Origin of the sequence: Paenibacillus alba (genome assembly GCF_013204855.1) — a bacterium.
In the GTDB taxonomy this organism is placed as follows: domain Bacteria; phylum Bacillota; class Bacilli; order Paenibacillales; family NBRC-103111; genus Paenibacillus_E; species Paenibacillus_E alba.
On sequence record NZ_JABMKZ010000003.1, the window covers coordinates 314976 to 338653 of the forward strand.

Here is a 23678-nt window from a genome sequence, read left to right on the forward strand (position 1 = left end):
TTTGTCAAAAGAACTATACGGCCATTTTCATCCTGACGAACACCATTTTGTGGACAAAGCCTGGGACTGGGTTGAGCGGGCAGCGGAGCAGCATGCTGTGAAACTGACAGATTTCCTAGATCCCAGACAGGCATTTATTTTAACATCACTCGTTAACCGGCATCCCGATGTCCACTGTCGTTTGGATGGCGGATATTCGGCTGCAGAACGAAGGAGAGCATTGATTGCCCCTGACTACCGTCCATTGGATGGAGAGGATATGGCCATGTCGGTGCTGTCTGTTGCTTCCGGAGACGGTAAATTTCTAACCTTAGAACATGGAGATTACATGGGCGCCATTCTTGGACTCGGCATGAAGCGAGACAAGGTTGGCGATATTCATGTTATAGAGGGTGGCTGCCACTGCTTGGTAACACAGGATGCAGCCGATTACTTGCATTTGAATTTATCACAAGTTCATAAAGTGCATGTCCAAACTGAGTTATTGCCCCTGGATCAGTTGGAGCTGGCACAGGTGAGCTTGGACGAGATCACCTTGTCTGTGGCCTCGATGCGGATGGATGGTATCGTGAGTGATGTTTTTCGTCTCAGTCGTGCCAAGGTATTGACACCTATTCAAGCTGGTCGCTGCCGAGTCAATTGGAAGCTCGAGGAAGATCCGAGCAAGCCTTTGAAAGAAGGCGACATGGTTTCTATGCAAGGCTTTGGCCGGTTTAAGGTGCTCGAAGTCGAAGGCGTCACGAAAAAAGGCCGGATTCGCGTGAAAATCGGTAAATTTGCCTAAGTGGAACATTTATCCACGAACTTTGCAGGAATTGCTTATTTTCTGTCGAACTGAAACAGTAAGAGTTAGGTGTAAACGGGCTTTCAGAGGAAGCTTGTTCCGTTTATGCTTACGAAGTCAGTTTTGCTAAGCAAAACGCTAAGGAGGGGCACTGATGCCATTAACACCGTTAGACATACATAATAAAGAATTTTCCCGCTCGTTTCGCGGTTATGATGAAGATCAGGTCAACGAATTCCTCGATCAAGTCATTAAAGATTACGAAGCGTTGATTCGCGAGAATAAAGACTTACAGAATCAAACGGTGGCGCTTCAGGAGCGGCTGGATCATTTCACGAATATTGAAGATTCGCTTAGCAAGACGATCATTGTCGCGCAAGAGGCGGCAGATGAAGTAAGAAGCAACGCGAAGAAAGAAGCCCAGTTGATCTTAAAAGAGGCCGAGAAAAATGCAGATCGCATCATCAATGAATCGTTGACGCGTTCACGCAAGGTGTCTCTGGAGATTGAAGAGTTGAAGAAGCAGGCATCGATTTATCGGACCCGTTTTCGGACGCTGCTGGAAGCTCAGCTTGAACTGCTCAACACAGAAGGCTGGCAAAGCATGCAATTCGAGACCAAAGAAGAGTAGGAAACTACTGTCCTAGGTGGTTGTCATATTGACTATGCCTATTGAATTGGGTATACTCCTGTTAAATGTATCTCAGCAAAGCTATGACTGGAACGAGTAGGGCGTCATTGCAGTGTCAGCGAATTAGGGTATCGGTGTGAGCCTAATCTCTGCAGCGTATCGAATATCCCCCAGGAGCGTCTCTTGAATCAAGTAGAGAGAACCGGGTCATGCCGTTACACATGGTCGAGTGATTAAGCGATAGAGCTGCGCAATGTGCGCTGGTCCATTTGCTTAATAACGAGGGTGGTACCGCGAGTTGAGTTTCTCGTCCCTTTTTAGGGGATGGGAGGCTTTTTTTGTTTTTTGGACGCAAACAAGTTTAAGGTAAGAAATGGAGCGGTTGACATGGATTATGGCAAAACATTAAATCTATTACAAACGGAGTTTCCGATGCGAGGGAACTTGCCTCAAGCGGAACCGAAAATTCAAGAACAGTGGGAAGCCGAAGACATCTATGCCAAAGTGCAGGAAAGTCGTAAAGGCAGAACCAAGTTTATTTTGCATGATGGGCCTCCCTATGCGAACGGGGATATTCATATTGGACATGCGCTGAACAAAGTCCTGAAGGATATTATCGTGCGTTTCAAAACGCTGCAAGGCTACGATGCTCCTTATGTTCCAGGTTGGGACACGCATGGCTTGCCGATTGAACAAGTGATTACGAACAGCGGCAAGGTGGACCGGAAGAAAATGACCGTTCCAGAGTTCCGGGAATATTGCAAAGAGTATGCCCTGCAATCGGTTGAGAAGCAAAAAAGCCAATTCAAACGCTTGGGTATTCGCGGGGATTGGAAGAATCCATATATTACGCTGCAGCCAGAGTATGAAGCTAATCAGATTCGGGTTTTTGGTAACATGGTACAAAAGGGCTATATTTACAAAGGGTTGAAGCCGGTTTACTGGTCTCCGTCCTCGGAGAGCGCTCTTGCGGAAGCCGAGATCGAATACAAAGAAAAAACGTCCACATCTATCTATGTGGCTTTCCCTGTGAAAGATGGTAAAGGCAAGCTGCCGCAGGACGCGGCAATCGTGATCTGGACCACAACGGCTTGGACGTTGCCAGCCAATTTAGGGATTTCCTTGCATCCGGAATTTGAATATGCGGTTGTTCAAGCAAATGGCAAGAAATATGTGCTTGCGCAAGGTTTGCTTGCTGCTGCTGCCAAAGAAATTGGCTGGAGCGAGTATGAAGTGCTTTCAACGGTAAAAGGCAGTGAGCTGGAATATGTCACTTGCCAACATCCTTTCTATGACCGTGAATCATTGGTTATGGTTGGCGAGCACGTTACGCTGGAAGCGGGTACCGGCTGTGTCCATACAGCTCCAGGACATGGGGAAGATGACTTCGCGATTGGTCAGCGCTACAACATCGGTGTGTTGTGCCCAGTTGATGACCAAGGCCATTTCACGGCAGAAGCACCTGGGTATGAAGGCTTATTCTATGAAAAAGGCGGCAAGCTGATCATTGAGAAGCTGCAAGAATCAGGACTTCTTCTGAAAGCCGCAGACATTCAGCATCAGTATGCACACGACTGGCGGACGAAAAAGCCTGTCATTTATCGTGCTACAGAGCAGTGGTTTGCTTCGATTGATAAATTCAGACAAGAGATGCTGGATGAAATCAAACAAGTGAAGTGGACACCGGAGTGGGGCGAAGTTCGCCTGCACAACATGATTGCAGACCGTGGAGATTGGTGTATTTCGAGACAGCGCGCATGGGGCGTTCCAATTCCAATTTTCTACTGCCGCAGCTGTAACGAGCCGCTGGTCAATGAGCAAACGATTGAGCATGTAGCGCAGTTGTTTGAACAAGAAGGCTCTAATGCTTGGTTTATCAAAGAGGAGAAGGACCTTCTTCCAGCGGGAACGAGCTGCTCCAAATGCGGTCACGCAGAGTTCCGCAAGGAAACGGATATCATGGATGTTTGGTTTGATTCCGGTTCAAGTCATGTCGCGGTGTTGGAAGCACGCCCTGAGCTTGAATGGCCTGCTGATCTGTATTTGGAAGGATCCGACCAATATCGCGGTTGGTTTAACTCCTCCCTGATTACAGGTGTAGCCACAAGAGAGAAATCGCCATACAAAGGCATTCTCAGCCACGGCTTCACGCTTGATGGCGAAGGACGCAAAATGTCCAAGTCGATCGGGAATACGATAGATCCGAATGTTGTTTGCGGCAAGCTTGGCGCCGATATTTTGCGTCTTTGGGTATCTTCTGTTGATTATCAGTCCGACCATCGTATTTCAGATAATATTTTGAACCAAACGACGGAAGTATACCGGAAAATCCGCAATACATTACGTTTCTTGCTTGGGAACCTCAGTCATTTCAATCCGGCTGTCGATCGTGTTGCAGCTGAAAGCTTGTCAGAGCTTGACCGTTATGCGTTAATTCGCTTAAACCGGATGATTGATAAAGTGGTGAAAGCTTATGAAGCTTATGAATTCCATGTCGTTTATCAAACGATACATCACTTCTGTGCAGTAGAAATGAGTTCATTCTACTTGGACATCATCAAAGATCGCCTATATGCGAATGCGCCAAATGATCCAGCACGCAAAGCTTCGCAATCGGTGTTATATGCCTCGTTGATCGCGATCACCAAGCTGATTTCACCGATTCTTGCCCATACGGCAGATGAAGTTTGGAAGTACATCCCAGGTGTTGAATTAAGCAGCGTTCAGTTGGCTGAACTGCCGGAAGTAGACACAAGCTTGTACAACGAAGAATTAGAAAATAAATGGAACGGCTTCTTAAGCGTTAGAGATGAAGTGCTGAAAGCACTGGAGGAAGCGCGCAAAGAAAAAGTCATCGGCAATTCGTTGGGAGCATCTGTCCATTTGTATCCGAATGAAGCAACGTACAGCTTGCTGTCGAAGCTGGAACAGCTTGACCAATTGTTCATCGTGTCTGCCGTCACTGTGCATCCTGCTGGCTCGGCAGCACCTGAGGGGGCTTACCAAGCCAAAGAGGTTGCCATTGCGATTGCAGTTGCCGAAGGCGAGAAGTGCGAGCGCTGCTGGATAGTGACCCCGGAGGTTGGGCAAAGTAAAGAACATCCAACTCTATGTAAAAGATGTAATGACGTCGTAGACGCTCATTATCACGAGTAACTAAGGGAACAAACGAGCTTTCGCTAAGCAGCGAAGCTCGTTTGTCCTGTTTGTTCTAATCCTGCTCATCATCCGCTTTATGGAGATTTTCGGGTTCCAGAAAAGGGTCACCTTCGCCGCTCTGCAAGTAATCGCGATAAGATTTGCTCCGCACGATGGTCACATGCTCACCATAGAGATCAGTGGCGACAAAGCTTTCGAAGGATTCCACATAACCTTCGTTTTCATCAGCTTCAATATACATTTCGTTGTAATTCTCGACATTGGGATCTTCAGCAAAAGCAGGCGTATTCGAGGTGCCCCAGCTTTCAACAATTTGCCAGGCATCCTCACCGTCAAATTCGGTCTCATCGTCGCGTTCATCGAAGCTCGTCCGGCCAAAAGGGGGAAAGAGCACTTGTTCTTCGACAGGCCTTCTGAAAGACTGGTCAGGATCCGGTACATGTTCCAAGCTGTAAAGCGTCGTTGGTATGGCTTGGAGACGTTCGAAAGGAATGGGCTGTTTACTGAAAACGCAGATGCCATATTCCCCGCTTTCCATGCGAGATAAAGCTTCATTAACTTGTTCCAAATGCATTTCGGCATGTTCATTCAGCGAGATATCTTTCTCGCGTTCGTAAATTTCAGAGGCAATATCTCCAGGATGATTGTCGTACATGGAGAGCTCGCCTGTACTGTCAGAGAACGAATTGGCTAGGCCATAATGATCATTTGAAGCAAAATGTTTCTCAAGACCAAGCTTTTCCTCCAATAATTGCAGATATAATTGTTTGAGTTGTTCCTCGGTTAAATGGCTCATAGGTCGTACAGCTCCCTTCTTACAGCTGATCCTTACCGTTATAATGCCGAGTGGGAGCACTTTTTAGTGAGGTAATTCCTTGAAAATAAGGAACTGTTGTTTTTTGATGACGATTAGGAGGAAAAGATCAATGAAATATTATTTTTATGCGCTCATTGTATTTATTATGGATCAAGTGTCCAAATGGTTTATTACCAAACGAATTCCGCTGGGGGAAGAGCGCTCGGTCATTGGTGAATTCTTCATCATTACTTCGCATCGCAACAGAGGCGCGGCTTTCGGTATTTTGCAAAACCAAAGATGGTTTTTCATTGTCATCACAACGATTGTAGTGATCGGGATTATTTGGTACAGTCGCAAGACGATCCGCGAAGGCAAGGTTTTGCTATCTTTTGCGCTTAGCTTATTGCTGGGAGGAGCTCTTGGTAATTTCATCGATCGCGCTTTATTTGGCGAAGTTGTGGATTTCCTTCAGTTTACTTTTGATTTCAGCCTATTCGGCAAAGCCATCTACTATATATATCCGATTTTCAATTTAGCTGATTCAGCCATCGTGGTTGGGGTTATCCTCATCTTCCTTGAATCAATTCTGGCTTGGAGAAAAGAGAAAAAAGGAGCAGCACATGAACACAAATCAGACCTCGTCTGAAGCCGTACAGAGTGAGATCGTCGAATGGACGGTCGAAAAGCAGTTTGCCAAAGAACGTATTGATAAATTCATCACAGAAGCCTTGGAAGAAGATGTGTCGAGAACGTTAATCCAGCAATGGGTCAAGGACGGGCATGTTAAAGTCAACGGCAAAGAGATTAAACCTAACTATAAGCTGGCTGAACAAGATGTGATTGCCCTGCAAATTCCTGAACCGCAAGGCGTCGAGCTTGCCGCGGAAAATATTCCATTAATTGTCGTCTATGAAGATGCCGATCTTATTGTCATCAACAAACAACGCGGGCTTGTTGTTCATCCGGCGCCAGGACATTACTCCGGTACATTGGTGAATGCTCTGATGTATCATTGCAAGGATTTATCCGGCATCAACGGAGAGCTGCGTCCGGGTATTGTTCATCGGATCGATAAGGATACTTCCGGACTCATCATGTCCGCCAAAAATGACAAAGCGCATGCAAGTCTTGCTGAACAGCTGAAGGCGCATACCGTTAATCGCAAATATATCGCCTTGGTGCACGGGCATTTGCAGCACGATCAAGGAACGATTGACGCTCCAATCGGACGCGATCCTCATGATCGTAAAATGTACACCGTTACCGAGAAAAACAGCAAAACGGCGGTAACGCATTTCGTAGTGCTGGAACGTTTCGGAGATTTCACATTGGTCGAGTTGAAGCTGGAGACAGGCCGAACGCATCAAATCCGCGTGCATATGAAATTCATTGGGCATCCGCTAGTCGGTGATCCGATGTATGGCAAGAGTAAAGGAATGCTGATGGATGGACAAGCGCTTCATGCAGCTATTCTGGGCTTTAAACATCCTCGCACGGGGGAATGGCTGCAATTCGAAGCGCCAATGCCGGCGGATATGGACAATTTGCTGCAAACAATAAGAACAACCTAGGGTTCTTCTGAGTGGGAGAGGAGTGAATCATATGGAGCATTTAATCAACCCTTTAGTGAGGGACATTCAAATTTCTGGCATTCGCAAAATTTCCAATCTGGTCAGCACCATGCCAGGTGCTTTGACGCTAACGATCGGGCAGCCGGACTTTCCGACGCCGCGGCATATTATCGAAGCGGGTCAGAGGGCACTGGATCAAAATAAGACCGTGTACACCCAAAACCCCGGACTATTGGAACTGCGTGAAGCCGTGTCCCATTTCGTGAAGCTGAAATATGGACAAACGTATCGCGCGGCGGACGAAATCATCGTGACTGCTGGAGCGAGCCAGGCGGTTGACATCACGCTGCGAACCATTCTTACACCGGGAGCAGAGGTAATCATCCCAGCCCCGATATACCCTGGCTATGAGCCGTTGATTCGTTTGGCAGGCGGCGTTCCCGTCTATGTCGATACGCGGAATAATGGTTTGAAGCTAACGGCTGATATTCTGGAGCCTTATTTAACGGCAAACACGCGATGTGTGATTTTATGCTATCCGTCAAACCCAACAGGGCAGGTGCTCACAGAGAAAGAATTGGCTGATCTGGCGCAGTTGTTGGAAGATCGGGATCTCTTTATTTTATCCGATGAAATCTACAGTGAGCTGGTTTACGGTCAAAGTCATCATTCTATTACGACGATAGGCAAAATACGTGAGAAAACGATCGTTATTAATGGTTTATCCAAATCACATGCGATGACAGGCTGGCGGATAGGCTTCACACTCGCGCCGGCTTACCTCACTGAGCACATGATTAAGGTTCACCAATACAATGTGACCTGCGCCAGCTCCGTAAGCCAGTATGCGGCATTGGAGGCCTTGACAGTCGGTGTGGATGATGCACTGCCGATGCGCAGCGCGTATGAAGCGCGTAGAGACTATGTGTATGATCGCTTAGTAGCTATGGGGATTGATTTGGAAAAACCGGATGGAGCCTTTTACTTATTCCCTTCTATTGCCAAGTTCGGCCTCAGCTCCATGGATTTCACAATGAAGCTGCTTCAAGAGGAGCATGTTGCCGTTGTTCCAGGTGATGCATTTACTTCCTATGGGGAAGGCTTCATTCGTATATCTTATGCGTATTCTCAGGAAGTTTTGGAGCAATCCTTGGATCGCTTGGCGCGTTTTGTTGGCAAGTTGAAGTGATGTGCTGGAAAAAACTGCAAAAGTGCAGGCTTTTTCGATGATTTAGGGCTATAAAGCGGATAAGCCTGCAAATGTGCAGTTTTTTTAGGCTAGTAAGCGCTTGGAATAGAAATGAGCAGAGAAAACCTGCACTTTTGCATGAATTTTAGAAAAAGAACCATAAATGAACCGAAAAAGATGCACAATTGCAGGTTTTCATTAGCTATGAGGCTGATCTCGTTAATTAATTATTAGCAACGATAGTAATAGTGGTACGCTCCTGATCGTGATGAATTTGGAGCATGAGTAAAAAGAGTGAAACAAACAAAAACCAGTTACCTGCATGCAGGTTAACTGGTTTTTGTTTTACTTTTTCTCTGTTTTAAATCGCAGATAAGCCGTTATTGTCGTTATCGCGATATCAATCGCGCGTTCGTCGGGCTCAAGCTTGGCATGATGCAGACCATGTGGCGTGTCTACACCCAACCAGAACATGAAGCCGGGGATTTGCTCCAGAAAATAACCGAAATCCTCGCCGGTCATTGCTTCTGTGCATTCAACCAGCTGGATGTTGTCCCGATCCCGCAGCCAATCCATGAACTCGATCGTTAGCGGAGGATCATTAAACACTTGGCGATAATTGGAGCCATAATCAATCGCGACACTGCATTCGAAGGAGCTTTCAACGCCTGCGGCTACCGCTTCGATCCGCTTTTTGATCTTGCTCATGGAGTCTGCGGACAAGGTGCGGATCGTGCCTTCGAGACGAGCTTTTTCCGCGATGATATTTTGTTTGGTTCCTGCTTCCATTTTGCCGATTGTAATAACCGCTGAATCCAGCGGGTTTACATTGCGGGAAACGATGGTATGCAGTTGTCCTACCATTTGCGTCGCAGCGACAATCATATCATTGGCTTGATGCGGGTAAGCAGCATGTCCGCCTTTGCCAAGCAGGTCGATGAAAAGCTCGGAAGTGTTGGCAAACAAGATTTCCGGCCGCGTAGCGATGGTGCCTACCGGATATTCCGGCGCGATATGGAGGGCGACCATTTGGTCGGGCTTCCAATCCTGCAATTCCTCGGCAGCGAGCATTGGCAACGCACCGCCCGGACCTTCTTCGGCTGGTTGAAACAGGACGACCAAATCATCCTGCATTGGCTGCTGGACGAAGTGGGTGACTACGCCCATTCCAATGGACATGTGGAAATCATGCCCGCACGCATGCATATAGCCGGGATGCTGGGAAGGAAAGGCAAGAGAAGTTTCTTCAGCAATCGGCAATCCATCCATATCCGCCCGATAGCCGAATCTCTTCGTTGGGTTCGTTCCTTGAATGTAGACGAGAATGCCGGTACGCCACGTACGAACGGTTAGACGCTCTTGCGGCAGCTTGGCTAGATGATCAAGGAGCAGCTGTTGGGTCTTGAACTCTTGGAAGCCAGGCTCCGGTATTTGGTGAAGCTGACGTCGCAGCTCGATAAAAGGGCTAAGCATGGCGAAAACCTCCAGATCCTCTTACAGGGTGCGCAGATCTTGTAAAATTTCGGTTTTGGATTTCGTTTTGTCATCCACTTTCTTGATGACGCGTGCAGGCGCGCCTGCAACAACGGTATACTCTTCAACGTCTTGCGTGACGATAGCGCCAGCAGCGACAACGGAGCCTTTACCGATGCGTACGCCTTCCAAAATAACCGCATTTGCCCCAACAAGGACATCATCTTCGATCACGCATGGTTGTGCGGAAGGAGGCTCAATAACGCCAGCAACGACCGCGCCTGCGCCGATGTGACACATTTTGCCGACTTGTGCTCTGCCGCCAAGAACCGCGTTCATATCGATCATCGTGCCGTCGCCTACGGATGCGCCAATGTTGATGAGCGCGCCCATCATGATAACAGCGTTATCTCCGATATGTACTTTATCGCGAATAACCGCGCCTGGCTCGATACGGGCATTGATATGTTTCAGATCCAGCATAGGGATAGCAGAGTTGCGACGATCCGCTTCAACAACGAAATCCTCGATTTGCGCTTTGTTTGCTTCGAGAATCGGCTGGATTTCACTCCACTCGCCAAATACAACGCCGCTGCCACCGGAAAGGAAGGATTGACTGCCTTCTCCGAAGTTAATGCCATCGAGGTTTCCTTTTACATATACTTTCACCGGAGTTTTTTTCTTGCTCTCTTTAATAAATTGGATAATTTCTAGCGTATTCATTTCGCTCATGGTGACATCTCCTTAAAATTTAAATTGACTCTCCTATATTATCAGATAGGGAGCGTTTCAGCCAATGCGTATTCGTAGAAAAAGCGTGTTTGCCGGATGCAACTTATGACTTCATTGTGAAAAAGGCCGCGTCAGGAGTCGGATTGACTCTAACGCGGCCTTTATTTAGGAGATGGCTTTTTGAGCAAATTGACTATTGTAGAGATCTGCATAGAAGCCTTGTTGCTCCAAAAGCTCCACATGTGTGCCTTGTTCAATGACGGTTCCCTGATTCATGACGAGAATAAGGTCTGCATCGCGAATCGTCGAGAGACGATGGGCAATGACAAAGCTGGTACGATTCGCCATCAGGTTATTCATGGCTCGCTGGATCGATACTTCCGTTCTCGTATCAACGCTGCTCGTCGCCTCGTCGAGGATCAGAATCGTTGGATCCGCTAGGATCGCGCGGGCAATGGTAAGAAGCTGCTTTTGACCATGGGAGAGGTTGGATGCTTCTTCATTCAGAACCGTGTCGTACCCTTCCGGCAATGTTCGAATAAAATGATCTGCATAAGCAGCTCGAGCTGCGTTCACGATGTCATCTTCCGTCGCGCCGTCACGGCCATAAGCAATGTTGTTTCGAATGGTTCCGTTGAACAGCCATGTATCTTGCAGCACCATGCCGAAAAGTCCGCGCAGTTCGCTGCGTGACAGCTCGCGTGAATTCACGCCGTCGATAGAAATGATTCCGCTATTCAACTCATAGAAACGCATAAGCAGATTGACGATTGTGGTTTTGCCGGCGCCTGTAGGTCCAACGATGGCGACGGTTTGACCGGGTTCCACGGTGATATTCATATCTTCAATGAGTGGTGTATCCGCTTTGTAAGAGAAGGCAACATGCTCAAACTTGACAAGCCCGCGGACATTGGAAATCGATTTGACATTGGCGTTCTCCAAGACTTCTTCAGGTTCATCCAACAGCTCGAAAATACGTTCCGCCGCGGCGATGGTGGATTGAATGACATTGGCGATATTGGCAACTTGCGTAATCGGCATTCCGAATTGTCCGGAATATTGAATGAAAGCAAGGATGTCACCGATTTTAATAGCACCATGGGTAACCATGATCCCGCCGATTACACTAACAAGTACGTAGCCGATATTCCCGATAAAGGACATTAAGGGGAAAATCATTCCGGAGATGAACTGCGCTCTCCAGCCTGAATTGTACAATCGGTCATTAATTTCATTAAACTGCTCAACCGATTTATTCTCACGGCCAAAGGCTTTGACGATCGTATGACCCGTGTACATTTCTTCTACATGACCGTTTAGTTCGCCAAGTGTTTTTTGCTGTCCTTTGAAGTACTTTTGTGAACGGGAGGCAATTATTTTGGTTGCCCAAATGCTTAATGGCAAAGTAATAATGGTAGCTAAAGTCAGCAGGGGGCTGATCGTTAACATCATCACGATGATGCCTAGCAAAGTGACGATCGATGTAATTAATTGGGTTAAGCTCTGCTGCATTGTAGAACTAAGTGTATCTACATCATTGGTTGCACGGCTCATCGTGTCCCCATGACTGCGGGCATCGAAGAAGGATAAAGGAACCCGAGTCAACTTCTCGCTAATCGCCTTGCGTAAATTAAATACAATCTTCTGTGTAACGCCAACCATAATCCATTGCTGGATATAGGTTAGAGCAGCGCTAAGGACATAGAACGCTGCCAATATCAGAACGATTTGGAGAATCGCATCGAAGTCGATTTTCGCACCGGCGACCCCTTTTAATTTGGCTACAGAGCCCTCATATAATAGAGTAGTCGCATTACCCATCAGCTTCGGACTGATAATGCTGAACATCGTGCTAAGAACAGCTGCGATAAGAACAAAGGATATCGGCAATCGGAAGGGCTTCATGAAGCCCGCGAGCCTGCGAAGCGTTCCTTTGAAATCCTTGGCTTTTTGAACGGGTCTGCCCATGGCCCCCATCCCGCCGCGGCCAAAGTTTCCTGGGTTGACAGGCGGAGGGGACGGACGCTCATCTTTGCGTTGCTCACTCATGCGATTTCCTCCTCTGACAGCTGCGAAGCCACAATTTCTTGGTAGACAGCACAGGTATTCATCAGCTCAGCATGCGTTCCGATACCGGAGATACGGCCATCTTCCAACACGATGATACGATTCGCATCCATGATGGTGCTGACGCGTTGAGCGACGATAATTTTGGTCGCATAGTCGGTCTCGTCTTTGAGTGCTGCGCGGAGCTTGGCATCCGTCTTGAAATCCAGAGCAGAGAAGCTATCGTCGAACACAAAGATGTTAGGTTTGCGAGCCAGTGCTCGAGCAATGGCAAGACGCTGCTTCTGGCCTCCTGATAAATTCGTTCCGCCTTGGGCGAGAACAGACTCAAAGCCATCTTTCAATTCAGCGATAAAATCAGCAGCTTGCGCCGTAGCCGCCGCATGTCGAATCTCTTCGTCTGTTGCAGTTTCACGTCCAAAACGAATGTTTTCGGCGATCGTCCCGGAGAAGAGCGCAGCTTTTTGTGGAACATAACCGATTTGTTCTCTTAGGCTTTCTATTTTCAGCTTGTGCATAGATTGACCTTCAATGGTAATGTCCCCTGAATCGACATCATAGAAACGTAACAGTAAATTGATGAGTGTTGTTTTCCCAGAACCTGTGCCGCCAATAATAGCAGTAACTTCACCTGCTTCTGCCCGGAAGGAAATGTTGAGAAGCGCAGGCTGCTCGGCACCTGGATAACTAAACGTGACATTTTGAAACTCAATGGCGGCTTGGTTGGAATCCAGATTTTCTGCTGTTTGGCTGTCATGGATCGTAGACTCAAGGGCCAAAACTTCATTAATTCGCACGGCCGATGCCGATGCCCGGGGAATCATCATGAAGATCATCGTCATCATAAACATGGAAAACATAATTTGCATCGCATACTGGATGAAAGCCATCAGATCACCAATCTGCATCTGATTGTTATCAATCCGTATGCCGCCATACCATAGAATGACGACAACACCTAAATTGAATACCAGCATCATCACGGGCATCATGGTAGCCATTAAGGTATTAACTTTTACAGCGGTTTGGGTGTAGTCAAGGTTTGCCTTTTCGAATTTCTGTTTCTCATGGTCGGACCGATTGAAGGCACGGATTACGCGGATGCCGGTTAAATTTTCTCGCAGCACAAGGTTGATGCCATCAATTTTGAGCTGTAATAATTTGAAGAGAGGGAGACCTTTGCGCATAATCCAAATGATCGCAAGAACGAGAATCGGGATGACGGAGATTAAAACAATGGCCAGATGAGCGTCTTTGTAAGTCGCCATGATGACTCCGCCGATCAGCATCGTGGGCGCTCCGATGAACATTCGCATCATGACAATGACCTGCTGGACTTGGGCGATATCGTTGGTGGTTCTTGTAATGAGCGAGGAGGTTCCGAGCTTATCGAATTCATTCAGCGAGAAGCTCTCGACATGGCTGAAAAGCGTACGGCGCAGATCCCTGCCGAATCCTGTTGCCGTTTTGGCAAGCAAGTAGCTTGCGATGATAACGCAAACCATTCCGCCCATCGCGACTAGCAGCATGTAAGCTCCGTATCGAAGAATATACGAAACATCTCCTTTGACAACCCCCACATCAACAATGTCTGAAAGCAGTGTTGGCAAATACAACTGTGCCAGTGATTGCAGCAGCATTAAAGCAATGACGGCAGCCACTAAAAATTTGTAAGGCTTCAAAAGTCGAAACAATTTGAACATAGTTTCCTCCTTAGTGAGTTCGCAAGCATGTCTGTTTGTTTCAAAATAATATGTAAATTATAACACATGCCGGAACGCTTGCTCAAAGAGAAATGCGGATAAGATATTGACTTATCGTGTCGAAAATGGCATAATGCTTTTAATTACATACGTACCTTTAAAAACAGTCCAGAGAGGCTGGCAAGGTAAACGATAAGAAAAGACGGGATATCGAGAATCTTAGGTTCGCGATATGAAGAAGCTTGGGATGTGCGCATCCTTATGCCCCGCTCTGTATCTTTATGCACTCGTAACTCCTTGCCATGAATTGGGCAAGGAGTTTTTTGGTTATCCCAAAGGAATATGCAGCTTATTCTTACGATGTCCATTTTGCTGGAGATGAACTCTCAGGAGGCGAAAATATGAACGAAACAGCTGAACATACCATTATCGATGAAATGGGCATTCGAAGAGCACTTACGCGGATTGCGCACGAGATCCTGGAAAAGAATAAGGGTGTAGAAGATTGCACCTTGATTGGGATTCGGACCCGCGGCATTTATTTAGCCAAACGCGTGGCAGAGCTTATTATGGAAATCGAAGGCGTACCGATCCCGGTTGGCGAGATTGATATCACTTCTTACCGCGATGATCGCATCAAAGTGAAATCAGTGGAAGACGCCAGAGAAGGCGGCAACCTGCAAATCCAAGACCGCAAAATCATCCTCTTTGATGATGTCCTTTACACCGGACGAACGGTGAGAGCTGCCATGGACGCATTGATTGATCTGGGTAGACCGCAGATGATCCAACTGGCCGTACTTGTTGACAGAGGACATCGCGAACTGCCCATTCGGCCCGATTATGTTGGGAAGAACGTACCTACCTCCAAAAGTGAAAGCATCGAAGTGTTGTTAACGGAAATCGATGTTAAAGATGGGGTCATCATACTTCAACAGAGGGGGAAATAGGAGTGAGCATAGTGAGTACACAAGCAGCAAGACATTTTCTGGGATTAAAAGGTGTGAGTGCAGGGGAAATAACGAGCATTCTGGACCGCGCGGTATATTGGGAACAATCGCCAACGAAGGTGTCGAACCAGTTCCAAGGCAAATTCGTTTCCAACCTGTTTTTCGAAAATAGCACCAGAACCCGCTTCTCCTTCGAGTTGGCGCAGAAACGCCTAGGAGCTGACGTGCTTAACTTCTCTGCTGCTGAATCAAGCGTGCAAAAAGGGGAGTCCATCTACGATACGGTTCGCACGCTTGAATCTATGGGAATTGACGCTGGAGTTATCCGCTTGAAGCCAAATGGTGTTCTGCAGGAGTTAGCCGAGAAAATCAAAATTCCGCTAATCAATGCCGGCGACGGCAATAACGAGCATCCGACGCAAGCGCTCCTGGATTTCTATACAATGCGCAAACAGTTCGGCACCATCAAAGGGCTGACGGTTTCCATCATCGGTGATATCCTGCACAGCCGTGTAGCTCGCTCCAACCTATGGGGACTTATCGCCTTGGGAGCGAAAGTACAGTTCTGCGCGCCTCCAAGTATGCAAGCTCCTGAACTGGCTGAGTTCGCACCGTATATCTCTTTCGAGGAAGCTTTGAAAGCTGATGTCGTCATGATGCTGCGTGTGCAGCTCGAGCGCCACGACAAAGGAATTATTCGCTCGGCTGAAGAGTACCGCGAGCAGTATGGCCTGACCGTAGAACGCGCAAGCCGCATGGCGCCGCATGCCATCATCATGCATCCCGCTCCGGTGAATCGCAATGTGGAACTTGATGATGAACTGGTCGAACATGAAAAATCGAAAATTTTCACACAAATTGCTCATGGTGTTCCGATTCGTATGGCGGTCATTGAACGAGCTTTATCATAAAACAGGGGGACTACATCACAATGGGAATTTGGATCTTAAACGGACTTACCGTTGACGTCAATAATGTACAAGCAAAGAAACACATTTTGATCGAAAATGATAAAATCGCACAAGTGGTGGATGCGGCAAGCGGCTCAACGCCTCAGACGGAGGGACATGAAGTTATTGATGCAGCAGGCAAACTTGTAACACCTGGTTTCATTGATATGCATGTTCATTTGAGAGAGCCTGGCTTTGAACATAAAGAAAATATTGCGACGGGCACGCGTTCCGCGGCTCGCGGCGGTTTCACAACGATCGCCTGCATGCCTAATACAAGACCAGTGATCGATACGGTTGATACCGTGAACTACATATTGGATAAAGCCGCAACAGAAGGCGTCATCCGCGTAATTCCTTACGGCACGATTACGAAGAACCAGCTTGGTCGCGAACTGACGGATTTCGCAGCGCTCAAAGAAGCGGGCGTTATCGGCTACACCGATGACGGTGTTGGCGTGCAAAGCGCGCAGATGATGAAGGATGCGATGGCTTTGGCCGCATCCATGGACATGCCGATCATCGCACACTGCGAGGATGACACGCTTGTCGTTGGAGCGCCGGTGAGTGAGGGCTCGTTCGCGAAGAAGCACGGCCTGAAAGGGATTCCGAACGAATCTGAGGCGATTCATGTAGGGCGCGACATTCTGCTTTCCGAAGCGACAGGCGTTCATTACCACGTGTGCCATGTCAGCACGGAGCAATCGGTTCGCTTGATCAGGCATGCGAAGCAGTTCGGTATCAAAGTGACCGCAGAGGTCTGTCCGCATCACCTCGTGCTGTCCGATGAAGATATTCCAGGGCTCGATGCCAATTGGAAAATGAATCCTCCGCTGCGCACGCCGCGCGATGTGCAAGCTGTCATTGAAGGTCTGGAAGACGGCACGATTGATATCATCGTAACGGACCACGCACCGCATAGCGAAGAAGAAAAGGCCAAAGGCATGATGCTGGCGCCATTCGGAATCCTAGGATTCGAAACAGCGTTCTCGCTGCTGTATACGAAATTCGTTCTAACTGGACAATGGACGCTTGGCTTCCTTGTGGATCGGATGACGCAAAAGCCGGCAGACGTATTCGGACTTCCTTACGGAACGTTGGAAGTAGGCCGAGTAGCGGATATCACAATCGTAGACTTGGAGACGGAGCGTGAAGTTCTGAAAGATGAGATCGTGTCGCGCAGCAAAAACACACCGTTCATCGGTTGGAAGCTGCAAGGCTGGCCGGTTGTGACCATCGCATCTGGTAAAGTGGTTTATTCGTAAAATCCGCATAATGCGCTGTACGAGACCTCTGAAATCGTGTATATTTATACAGAATGATCATTTTTTATGCAAGTCTATGCATTTCTTAGGAAGTTGTAGGCATGACATCTGCGGTTCGTGAGAATCGTTTGACAATAGCGAAGGAGTTGAAAGAACATGCAGGCAAGATTGTTGCTGGAAGACGGCACTCTTTTTACAGGAAAATCGTTCGGTAGTGAAGGTGAATCCGTCGGCGAAGTTGTATTCAATACAGGGATTACAGGTTATCAGGAGGTGCTTTCCGATCCTTCCTACTGCGGTCAAATCGTGACGATGACGTATCCATTGGTGGGGAACTACGGTGTGATTCGGGATGACTTTGAATCCGTACGTCCTTTCATTCATGGTTTCGTCGTGCGTGAGCATGAAGAGATTCCAAGCAACTGGAGAGCGCAATATACACTTGGCAGCTTGCTCAAAGAATACGGCATCGTTGGCATCAGCGGCATCGACACTCGTATGTTGACTCGCAAAATCCGTCACTATGGCGTTATGAAGAGCTTATTGACAACATCCAATAAATCGGTTACGGAATTAACGGAAATTCTTCGCGGAACTTCCCTCATGACGGATCAAGTTGCTCGTGTATCCACCAAAAGCGTATACGGCGCGCCAGGCCACAAAGAGCGTATCGTGCTCGTTGATTACGGTGCAAAAAGCGGGATCATCCGCGATCTGAGCAAACGCGACTGCGACGTCGTCGTTGTCCCTCAAGATGCGACGGCTGAGCAAATTCGCCGCCTTGCGCCGGACGGCGTACTGCTGTCCAACGGCCCTGGGGATCCGAAGGATGTTCCACACGCGGTTGAAATGATCAAAGGCTTGCTCGGCGATATTCCCTTGTTCGGAATCTGCCTTGGCCACCAATTGTTCGCACTCGCTTGCGGCGCGGATACAGATAAATTGAAATTCGGCCACCGCGGCGGCAACCATCCCGTGAAAGATTTGGCTTCCGGTCGCTGCTACATCACATCGCAAAACCATGGCTATACCGTCAAGGAAGATTCCGTGAACGGAACAGACCTTGAAGTAACGCACATTAACAATAATGACCGCACCATTGAAGGTTTGAAACACAAGAAATACCCTGCATTCTCGGTACAATATCACCCAGAAGCAGCACCGGGGCCATTCGACTCCAGCTACTTGTTTGATGATTTCATCTCGCTGATCCGTCAGCATAAGCTTGATAACCCACAGCAGCCGCGCCAAGCGCAAATGCTTGCTCAGTGGAAAGCTTCCACGGCATCGACATCTGTGAAGGAGGAACTGCAATATGCCAAAAAATAATACACTCAAAAAGATCCTCGTTATCGGTTCCGGTCCAATCGTTATCGGTCAGGCAGCGGAATTTGACTATGCGGGCACGCAAGCTTGTCAAGCACTTAAAGAAGAAGGCATGGAAGTTATCCTGATCAACAGCAACCCGGCTACGATCATGACGGATACGAACATGGCGGATAAAGTATATATCGAGCCGATTACACTCGAATTTGTGACACAAATCATTCGTCAAGAACGTCCTGACGGTTTGCTTCCAACACTTGGAGGCCAAACTGGTCTGAACATGGCTGTTGAACTGGCTCGCGCCGGTGTACTGGAAAGCGAGAACGTGAAGCTTCTCGGAACGCAGCTTACGGCGATTGAGAAAGCGGAGGATCGCGATCTTTTCAGAGACTTGATGAGAGAATTAGAGCAGCCGGTACCGGATAGCGTTATCGTCACGACAGTTGCTCAAGCGGTTGATTTTGCTAACGAAATCGGCTTCCCCATCATCATTCGTCCAGCGTACACCTTAGGCGGAACTGGCGGCGGTATCTGTAATACGATGGAAGAACTGACGGAAATCGTAGCTTCCGGAATTCGTTACAGCCCGATCGGTCAATGTCTGGTTGAGCGCAGTATTGCCGGTATGAAAGAAGTCGAGTACGAGGTTATGCGGGATGCGAACGACAACTGTATCGTTGTGTGTAACATGGAGAACTTTGATCCAGTTGGTGTACATACCGGAGACAGTATCGTAGTAGCGCCAAGCCAAACGTTGTCGGATCGTGAATATCAAATGCTGCGTTCGGCATCACTGAAAATCATTCGCGCTTTGAATATCGAAGGCGGATGTAACGTACAGTACGCCCTTGATCCGCACAGCTTCCAATACTATGTCATCGAGGTTAACCCGCGTGTTAGCCGCTCTTCAGCGCTTGCATCCAAAGCTACTGGCTATCCGATTGCCAAAATGGCAGCGAAAATTGCGATTGGCTACACGCTCGATGAGCTGGTCAATCCGGTTACAGGCCAAACCTATGCTTGCTTCGAGCCGGCACTGGATTACATCGTTTCCAAAATCCCGCGTTGGCCGTTTGATAAATTCACAGCTGCCAACCGCAAATTAGGTACACAAATGAAGGCGACTGGCGAAGTTATGGCGATCGGCCGTACGTTCGAAGAGTCCATTCACAAAGCAGTACGTTCCCTAGAGATCGGTGTACATCGCTTATTCCTTAAAGAAACGGATTTGCTGGATACAGAAACATTGGAAACCCGCTTGCAAAAACCGGACGATGAGCGCCTGTTCTTATTGGCAGAAGCTTACCGCAGAGGCTACACGGTGGAGCAATTGCAGAATTTGACGAACATTGACTGGTGGTTCTTGAACAAGCTCGATGGTCTGATCAAATACGAGAAAGAAATCGCGGCAAGTGAATTGACGAATGAGCTGCTTTTCGAAACGAAGCGCAAAGGTTTCACAGATCGTGCTATTGCCGAGATTCGTACCCTAGCTGGTTGCTCGACATTCACCAAAGAAGCGGAAGTCAGAACACACCGCTTGAAGCAAAACATCAAGCCTGTCTACAAAATGGTAGATACTTGTGCAGCGGAATTTGAAGCTTCTACGCCTTACTACTATTCTACGTATGAGCAAGAAGATGAAGTAACCGAAACAACCAAAGAGAAAGTCGTTGTATTAGGCTCCGGTCCGATTCGTATCGGTCAAGGGATCGAGTTCGATTACTCCACGGTTCACGCGGTTTGGGCTATCCAAGCAGCAGGTTATGAAGCAGTTATCATCAATAATAATCCAGAGACGGTGTCGACGGATTTCAATACATCAGACCGCTTGTACTTCGAGCCGCTATTCTTCGAGGATGTGATGAACGTCATCGAGCGTGAGAATCCAATCGGAGTTATCGTGCAATTCGGAGGCCAAACTGCGATTAACTTGGCAGCACCGCTGCACAAAGCTGGCGTGCGCATCCTCGGATCTGACCTGGAAAGCATTGATACGGCGGAAGATCGCAAGAAGTTCGAAGCTTTGCTTAGCAAGCTTTCGATTGCTCAACCTCCAGGCGGTACCGTAACATCCGTTGACCAAGCCGTAGGAACAGCAGCGAAATTCGGTTATCCGGTTATCGTTCGTCCTTCTTATGTCTTAGGCGGACGTGCGATGGAAATCGTCTACTCCGATGAAGAATTGCTGAACTACATGGAATATGCCGTGAAAATCAACCCTGAGCATCCGGTTCTGATTGACCGTTACATGCTGGGCAAAGAAGTCGAAGTGGATGCGATTTGCGACAGAGAAACGGTTCTGATCCCTGGGATTATGGAACACGTTGAACGTGCAGGGGTTCACTCCGGCGACTCGATAGCGGTGTATCCGCCGCAATCGCTCTCGGATGAGCTTAAGCAGCAAATCATCGAGATTACGACGAAAATCGGGCTTGAACTGAACGTGGTTGGTTTAGTCAACATCCAGTTCGTCATTCATAACGATCAAGTGTACGTGATCGAAGTTAACCCGCGTTCTTCCAGAACGGTGCCATTCTTAAGCAAAGTAACGAATATCCCGATGGCCAATGTCGCGACACGCGTCATTATGGGTCAAAAGCTTACGGATATGGGCTACCAAAGCGGCCTATGGCCTGAAGATAAATATGTCTCTGTCAAAGTGCCGGTGTTCTCCTTTGCGAAGCTGCGCCGTGTAGATACAACTCTCGGACCTGAGATGAAATCAACAGGCGAGGTTATGGGGCGCGACATTAACTTTGCTAAAGCCCTCTACAAAGGCTTGATCGGGGCAGGCATGAAAATCCCAGCTGCCGGTTCCGTCGTAGTAACGGTAGCCGACAAAGACAAAGAAGAAGCGATTGAAATCTTGAGAGGCTTCTACCGCTTAGGTTATAAAATCATCGCAACAGGCGGTACCGCTACGGCGATTCAAGAAGCTGGCCTGCCGGTGACAACTGTCCACAAGCTGAGCGAAGGATCACCTAATATTCTGGATCTGATCCGCAGCGGGGATGCACAATTTGTTGTGAACACTTTGACAAAAGGGAAAGAGCCAGAGCGCGACGGCTTCCGCATACGTCGTGAAGCTGTTGAGAACGGTGTGGTTTGTATGACATCGCTGGATACGGTCAGAGCGCTAGTCAATATGCTTGAAGCGATTAACTTCTCCTCACGTGCAATGCCCATTCATGCTTAAGGGAGAGTGAAGATTGTGTCCGTATTAACACGTACTGAGATTGCTGGACGTATCATGGTTGCTTTGGATTATGCGAACGCAGAACATGCTGAAGGGCTGCTTAAGCAGCTCGAAGGCATTCCTTGCTTCGTGAAGGTGGGGATGCAGCTTTTCTACGCTGCAGGTCCTAGCTTCGTAGCTAGTCTGAAAGAACGCGGCTACAAGGTGTTCCTTGATGTGAAGATGCATGACATTCCGAACACGGTCAAAGGCGGCGCGGAGAGCGTGACGCGCCTCGGGGTTGATGTGTTCAATGTGCATGCTGCCGGTGGCAAGCACATGATGGAAGCCGCCTTGGAGGGGGTCGACAAGGGGCTTGCTCCTGGCCGCACACGCCCGATCGTGATCGGCGTGACGCAGTTGACCAGCACCAGCCAAGCTGTGCTGAATGAAGAGATCGGCCTGGCCGGTACAACCGAGCAGGCCGTCATTCGCTATGCCCGCTTGGCGCATGCCGCGGGGCTGCAAGGCGTCGTGGCGTCACCGCTTGAGGTGACGGCGATTAAGTCGGCGTGCGGCGACGCGTTCGTCACGGTGACGCCGGGGATTCGCCCGGCAGGAGCTGACGTGGGCGACCAGTCACGCATCATGACGCCGGCTGAAGCATTCGCGCAGGGGACGGACTACGTCGTGATCGGCCGACCGATCACTGGCGCAGCCGATCCTCGCGCGGCAATTGAAGCGATCATAGATTCGATCGCGTAACCAAGTCTTGAGCCTTACAACGGAAGGAACGGTGGAAGTATCATGAGTCAACTCGAAACTATTGCACAGCATATCGCAGCGTCTTTATTAGAAATCGAAGCGGTCGCGCTTCGACCGCAGCAGCCTTTTACATGGACATCGGGCCTGAAATCGCCTATTTACTGTGACAATCGTTTGACGATGTCGCACCCTGCGATTCGCGATGCGATCGCTGAAGGCTTCGTCCAATTGATTCAAGAGAAGTTCCCTGACGCTGAGGTTGTGGCGGGTACAGCAACTGCGGGGATCCCTCATGCTGCTTGGGTCGCTCAAAAGCTCGGTCTTCCCATGATCTATATCCGAGATAAAGCCAAAGGCCATGGCAAAGAGAACCTGATCGAAGGTTCTGTGAAGCCAGGTCAAAAGGTAATTGTGATCGAGGATTTGATTTCAACCGGAGGCAGTTCCTTGAAAGCGGCGATTGCTGTGAAAGAAGCAGGCGCTGAACCGCTTGGCGTGCTCGCTATTTTCTCCTATCAACTGGATAAAGCAACCGAAGCGTTCCAAGCTGCGGGTATGCCGCTGCATACACTATCCAACTACTCTGCGCTGCTGGAAGTAGCACTAGAGAAAGGGAAGATTCAACAATCCGATATGGAGCTTCTTCGCTCCTGGAGATCGAATCCTGCTGCTTTTGGCGTATAAGAGGCTGTGCCTAAGCTACGGTGAAGTTTCGCGAAGATTGACGAATTGTGTAAGAGTACCCTATACTGTAAGAGTGCTAGGTACGTCCTAACATCTGCGAAATGGCAAATGACGCGAAAGCGGCAGACGCAAAGCTACAGGGGCTAATCGGCTTGGTCCGCATGCCTGCCAGCTACCGAACGATGAGAGGAGGAGTGCTCGTGAATATCAATAGTGTTCTTACAGCCATTAATGGCGGTGACTCTTTGAAGCAAGCGGTTGGCATTCAGCTTTTGAGCAAAGCCAATGATTTGCAATCCGCTACAGCCAGTACTTTAATACAGGATTTTGCTAAAGCCCAGCAGCAGGTTACCGCTTCAGCGGCGCCGCACTTGGGTGGCAATCTCGACATCCGCATATAAGTCTATAACGCAAGAAGCTCTACCTTTACGAAAAGGAGAGCTTCTTTTTTT

General features: G+C 48.4%; 19 protein-coding genes, 1 riboswitch and 1 other annotated feature. Of the genes, 14 read left to right on the plus strand and 5 right to left on the minus strand.

Going from position 1 to position 23678, the window contains the following annotated elements; translation table 11 throughout:
- The first annotated feature begins 1 nt into the window (after position 1).
- From HQN90_RS04955 to ileS, 3 genes are all read left to right on the plus strand, one after another.
- Entirely contained in the window at positions 2 to 784 is a 783-nt protein-coding gene (locus tag HQN90_RS04955) for a YlmH family RNA-binding protein (RefSeq protein WP_216855205.1), read from the plus strand.
- 154 nt (positions 785 to 938) lie between these two features.
- Positions 939 to 1415 carry a DivIVA domain-containing protein gene (locus HQN90_RS04960; RefSeq protein WP_079420079.1) on the plus strand — a complete coding sequence of 159 codons (477 nt, stop codon included), beginning with the start codon at positions 939 to 941 and terminating at the stop codon, positions 1413 to 1415.
- A gap of 74 nt (positions 1416 to 1489) precedes the next feature.
- Positions 1490 to 1733 (plus strand) — a binding site (T-box leader).
- A 69-nt stretch (positions 1734 to 1802) separates the two neighbouring features.
- On the plus strand, positions 1803 to 4571 hold the full coding sequence (ileS, locus tag HQN90_RS04965; RefSeq protein ID WP_173216735.1) for an isoleucine--tRNA ligase: 2769 nt from the start codon (positions 1803 to 1805) through the stop codon (positions 4569 to 4571).
- A 55-nt stretch (positions 4572 to 4626) separates the two neighbouring features.
- Here the strand turns inward: ileS and HQN90_RS04970 are convergent, their stop codons facing one another.
- On the minus strand, positions 4627 to 5370 hold the full coding sequence (locus HQN90_RS04970) for a TraR/DksA C4-type zinc finger protein (RefSeq protein WP_173216736.1): 744 nt from the start codon (positions 5368 to 5370) through the stop codon (positions 4627 to 4629).
- Between the two features lie 130 nt (positions 5371 to 5500).
- Here HQN90_RS04970 and lspA point away from each other — a divergent pair, with 130 nt between their 5' ends.
- Genes lspA through HQN90_RS04985 form a run of 3 tightly spaced genes read left to right on the plus strand, consistent with a single transcriptional unit; the run spans position 5501 to position 8133 of the window.
- The gene (gene lspA, locus HQN90_RS04975; protein WP_173216737.1) at positions 5501 to 6019 is read left to right on the plus strand and encodes a signal peptidase II; all 519 of its coding nucleotides are present in this window, start codon (positions 5501 to 5503) and stop codon (positions 6017 to 6019) included.
- The gene (locus HQN90_RS04980; RefSeq protein ID WP_173216738.1) at positions 5994 to 6944 is read left to right on the plus strand and encodes an RluA family pseudouridine synthase; all 951 of its coding nucleotides are present in this window, start codon (positions 5994 to 5996) and stop codon (positions 6942 to 6944) included. Before lspA ends, HQN90_RS04980 begins: the two co-directional genes overlap by 26 nt.
- A gap of 31 nt (positions 6945 to 6975) precedes the next feature.
- Positions 6976 to 8133, plus strand: a complete 1158-nt coding sequence (locus tag HQN90_RS04985) for an aminotransferase A (RefSeq protein WP_173216739.1) — start codon at positions 6976 to 6978, stop codon at positions 8131 to 8133.
- Between the two features lie 345 nt (positions 8134 to 8478).
- Here HQN90_RS04985 and HQN90_RS04990 read toward each other — a convergent pair whose 3' ends face one another.
- From HQN90_RS04990 to HQN90_RS05005, 4 genes are all read right to left on the minus strand, one after another.
- Entirely contained in the window at positions 8479 to 9606 is a 1128-nt protein-coding gene (locus tag HQN90_RS04990; protein ID WP_173216740.1) for an N-acetyldiaminopimelate deacetylase, read from the minus strand.
- Between the two features lie 21 nt (positions 9607 to 9627).
- Entirely contained in the window at positions 9628 to 10338 is a 711-nt protein-coding gene (dapD, locus tag HQN90_RS04995) for a 2,3,4,5-tetrahydropyridine-2,6-dicarboxylate N-acetyltransferase (RefSeq protein ID WP_173216741.1), read from the minus strand.
- A 165-nt stretch (positions 10339 to 10503) separates the two neighbouring features.
- Positions 10504 to 12387, minus strand: coding sequence for an ABC transporter ATP-binding protein (locus HQN90_RS05000; protein ID WP_173216742.1), 1884 nt, complete (start codon positions 12385 to 12387; stop codon positions 10504 to 10506).
- Positions 12384 to 14108 carry an ABC transporter ATP-binding protein gene (locus HQN90_RS05005; protein ID WP_173216743.1) on the minus strand — a complete coding sequence of 575 codons (1725 nt, stop codon included), beginning with the start codon at positions 14106 to 14108 and terminating at the stop codon, positions 12384 to 12386. The genes HQN90_RS05000 and HQN90_RS05005 overlap by 4 nt, the downstream gene beginning before the upstream one ends.
- A 401-nt stretch (positions 14109 to 14509) precedes the next feature.
- On the opposite strand from HQN90_RS05005, the gene pyrR reads away from it, so the two are divergent.
- The 8 genes from pyrR to HQN90_RS05045 all read left to right on the plus strand — a co-directional run bounded on the left by pyrR (position 14510) and on the right by HQN90_RS05045 (position 23627).
- A complete protein-coding gene (gene pyrR, locus HQN90_RS05010; protein WP_079420508.1) occupies positions 14510 to 15058 on the plus strand; it encodes a bifunctional pyr operon transcriptional regulator/uracil phosphoribosyltransferase PyrR in 549 nt (182 codons plus the stop codon).
- Between the two features lie 11 nt (positions 15059 to 15069).
- Positions 15070 to 15969, plus strand: coding sequence for an aspartate carbamoyltransferase catalytic subunit (locus HQN90_RS05015; RefSeq protein WP_420851032.1), 900 nt, complete (start codon positions 15070 to 15072; stop codon positions 15967 to 15969).
- 20 nt (positions 15970 to 15989) lie between these two features.
- Positions 15990 to 17273, plus strand: a complete 1284-nt coding sequence (locus HQN90_RS05020; protein ID WP_173216745.1) for a dihydroorotase — start codon at positions 15990 to 15992, stop codon at positions 17271 to 17273.
- 156 nt (positions 17274 to 17429) lie between these two features.
- Positions 17430 to 18602 (plus strand): glutamine-hydrolyzing carbamoyl-phosphate synthase small subunit, encoded by a 1173-nt coding sequence (gene carA, locus HQN90_RS05025; protein WP_173216746.1) that lies wholly within the window; start codon positions 17430 to 17432, stop codon positions 18600 to 18602.
- Complete coding sequence (gene carB / locus HQN90_RS05030; protein ID WP_173216747.1) at positions 18589 to 21798, plus strand: carbamoyl-phosphate synthase large subunit; 3210 nt, start codon at positions 18589 to 18591, stop codon at positions 21796 to 21798. The genes carA and carB overlap by 14 nt, the downstream gene beginning before the upstream one ends.
- A 54-nt stretch (positions 21799 to 21852) precedes the next feature.
- The gene (gene pyrF / locus HQN90_RS05035) at positions 21853 to 22542 is read left to right on the plus strand and encodes an orotidine-5'-phosphate decarboxylase (protein WP_216855224.1); all 690 of its coding nucleotides are present in this window, start codon (positions 21853 to 21855) and stop codon (positions 22540 to 22542) included.
- Positions 22543 to 22584: 42 nt separating this feature from the next.
- Positions 22585 to 23226 (plus strand): orotate phosphoribosyltransferase, encoded by a 642-nt coding sequence (gene pyrE / locus HQN90_RS05040; protein WP_173216748.1) that lies wholly within the window; start codon positions 22585 to 22587, stop codon positions 23224 to 23226.
- A 93-nt stretch (positions 23227 to 23319) separates the two neighbouring features.
- A riboswitch (cyclic di-GMP riboswitch) is annotated at positions 23320 to 23406 on the plus strand.
- Between the two features lie 20 nt (positions 23407 to 23426).
- A complete protein-coding gene (locus tag HQN90_RS05045; protein ID WP_173216749.1) occupies positions 23427 to 23627 on the plus strand; it encodes a putative motility protein in 201 nt (66 codons plus the stop codon).
- Positions 23628 to 23678: the final 51 nt, after the last annotated feature.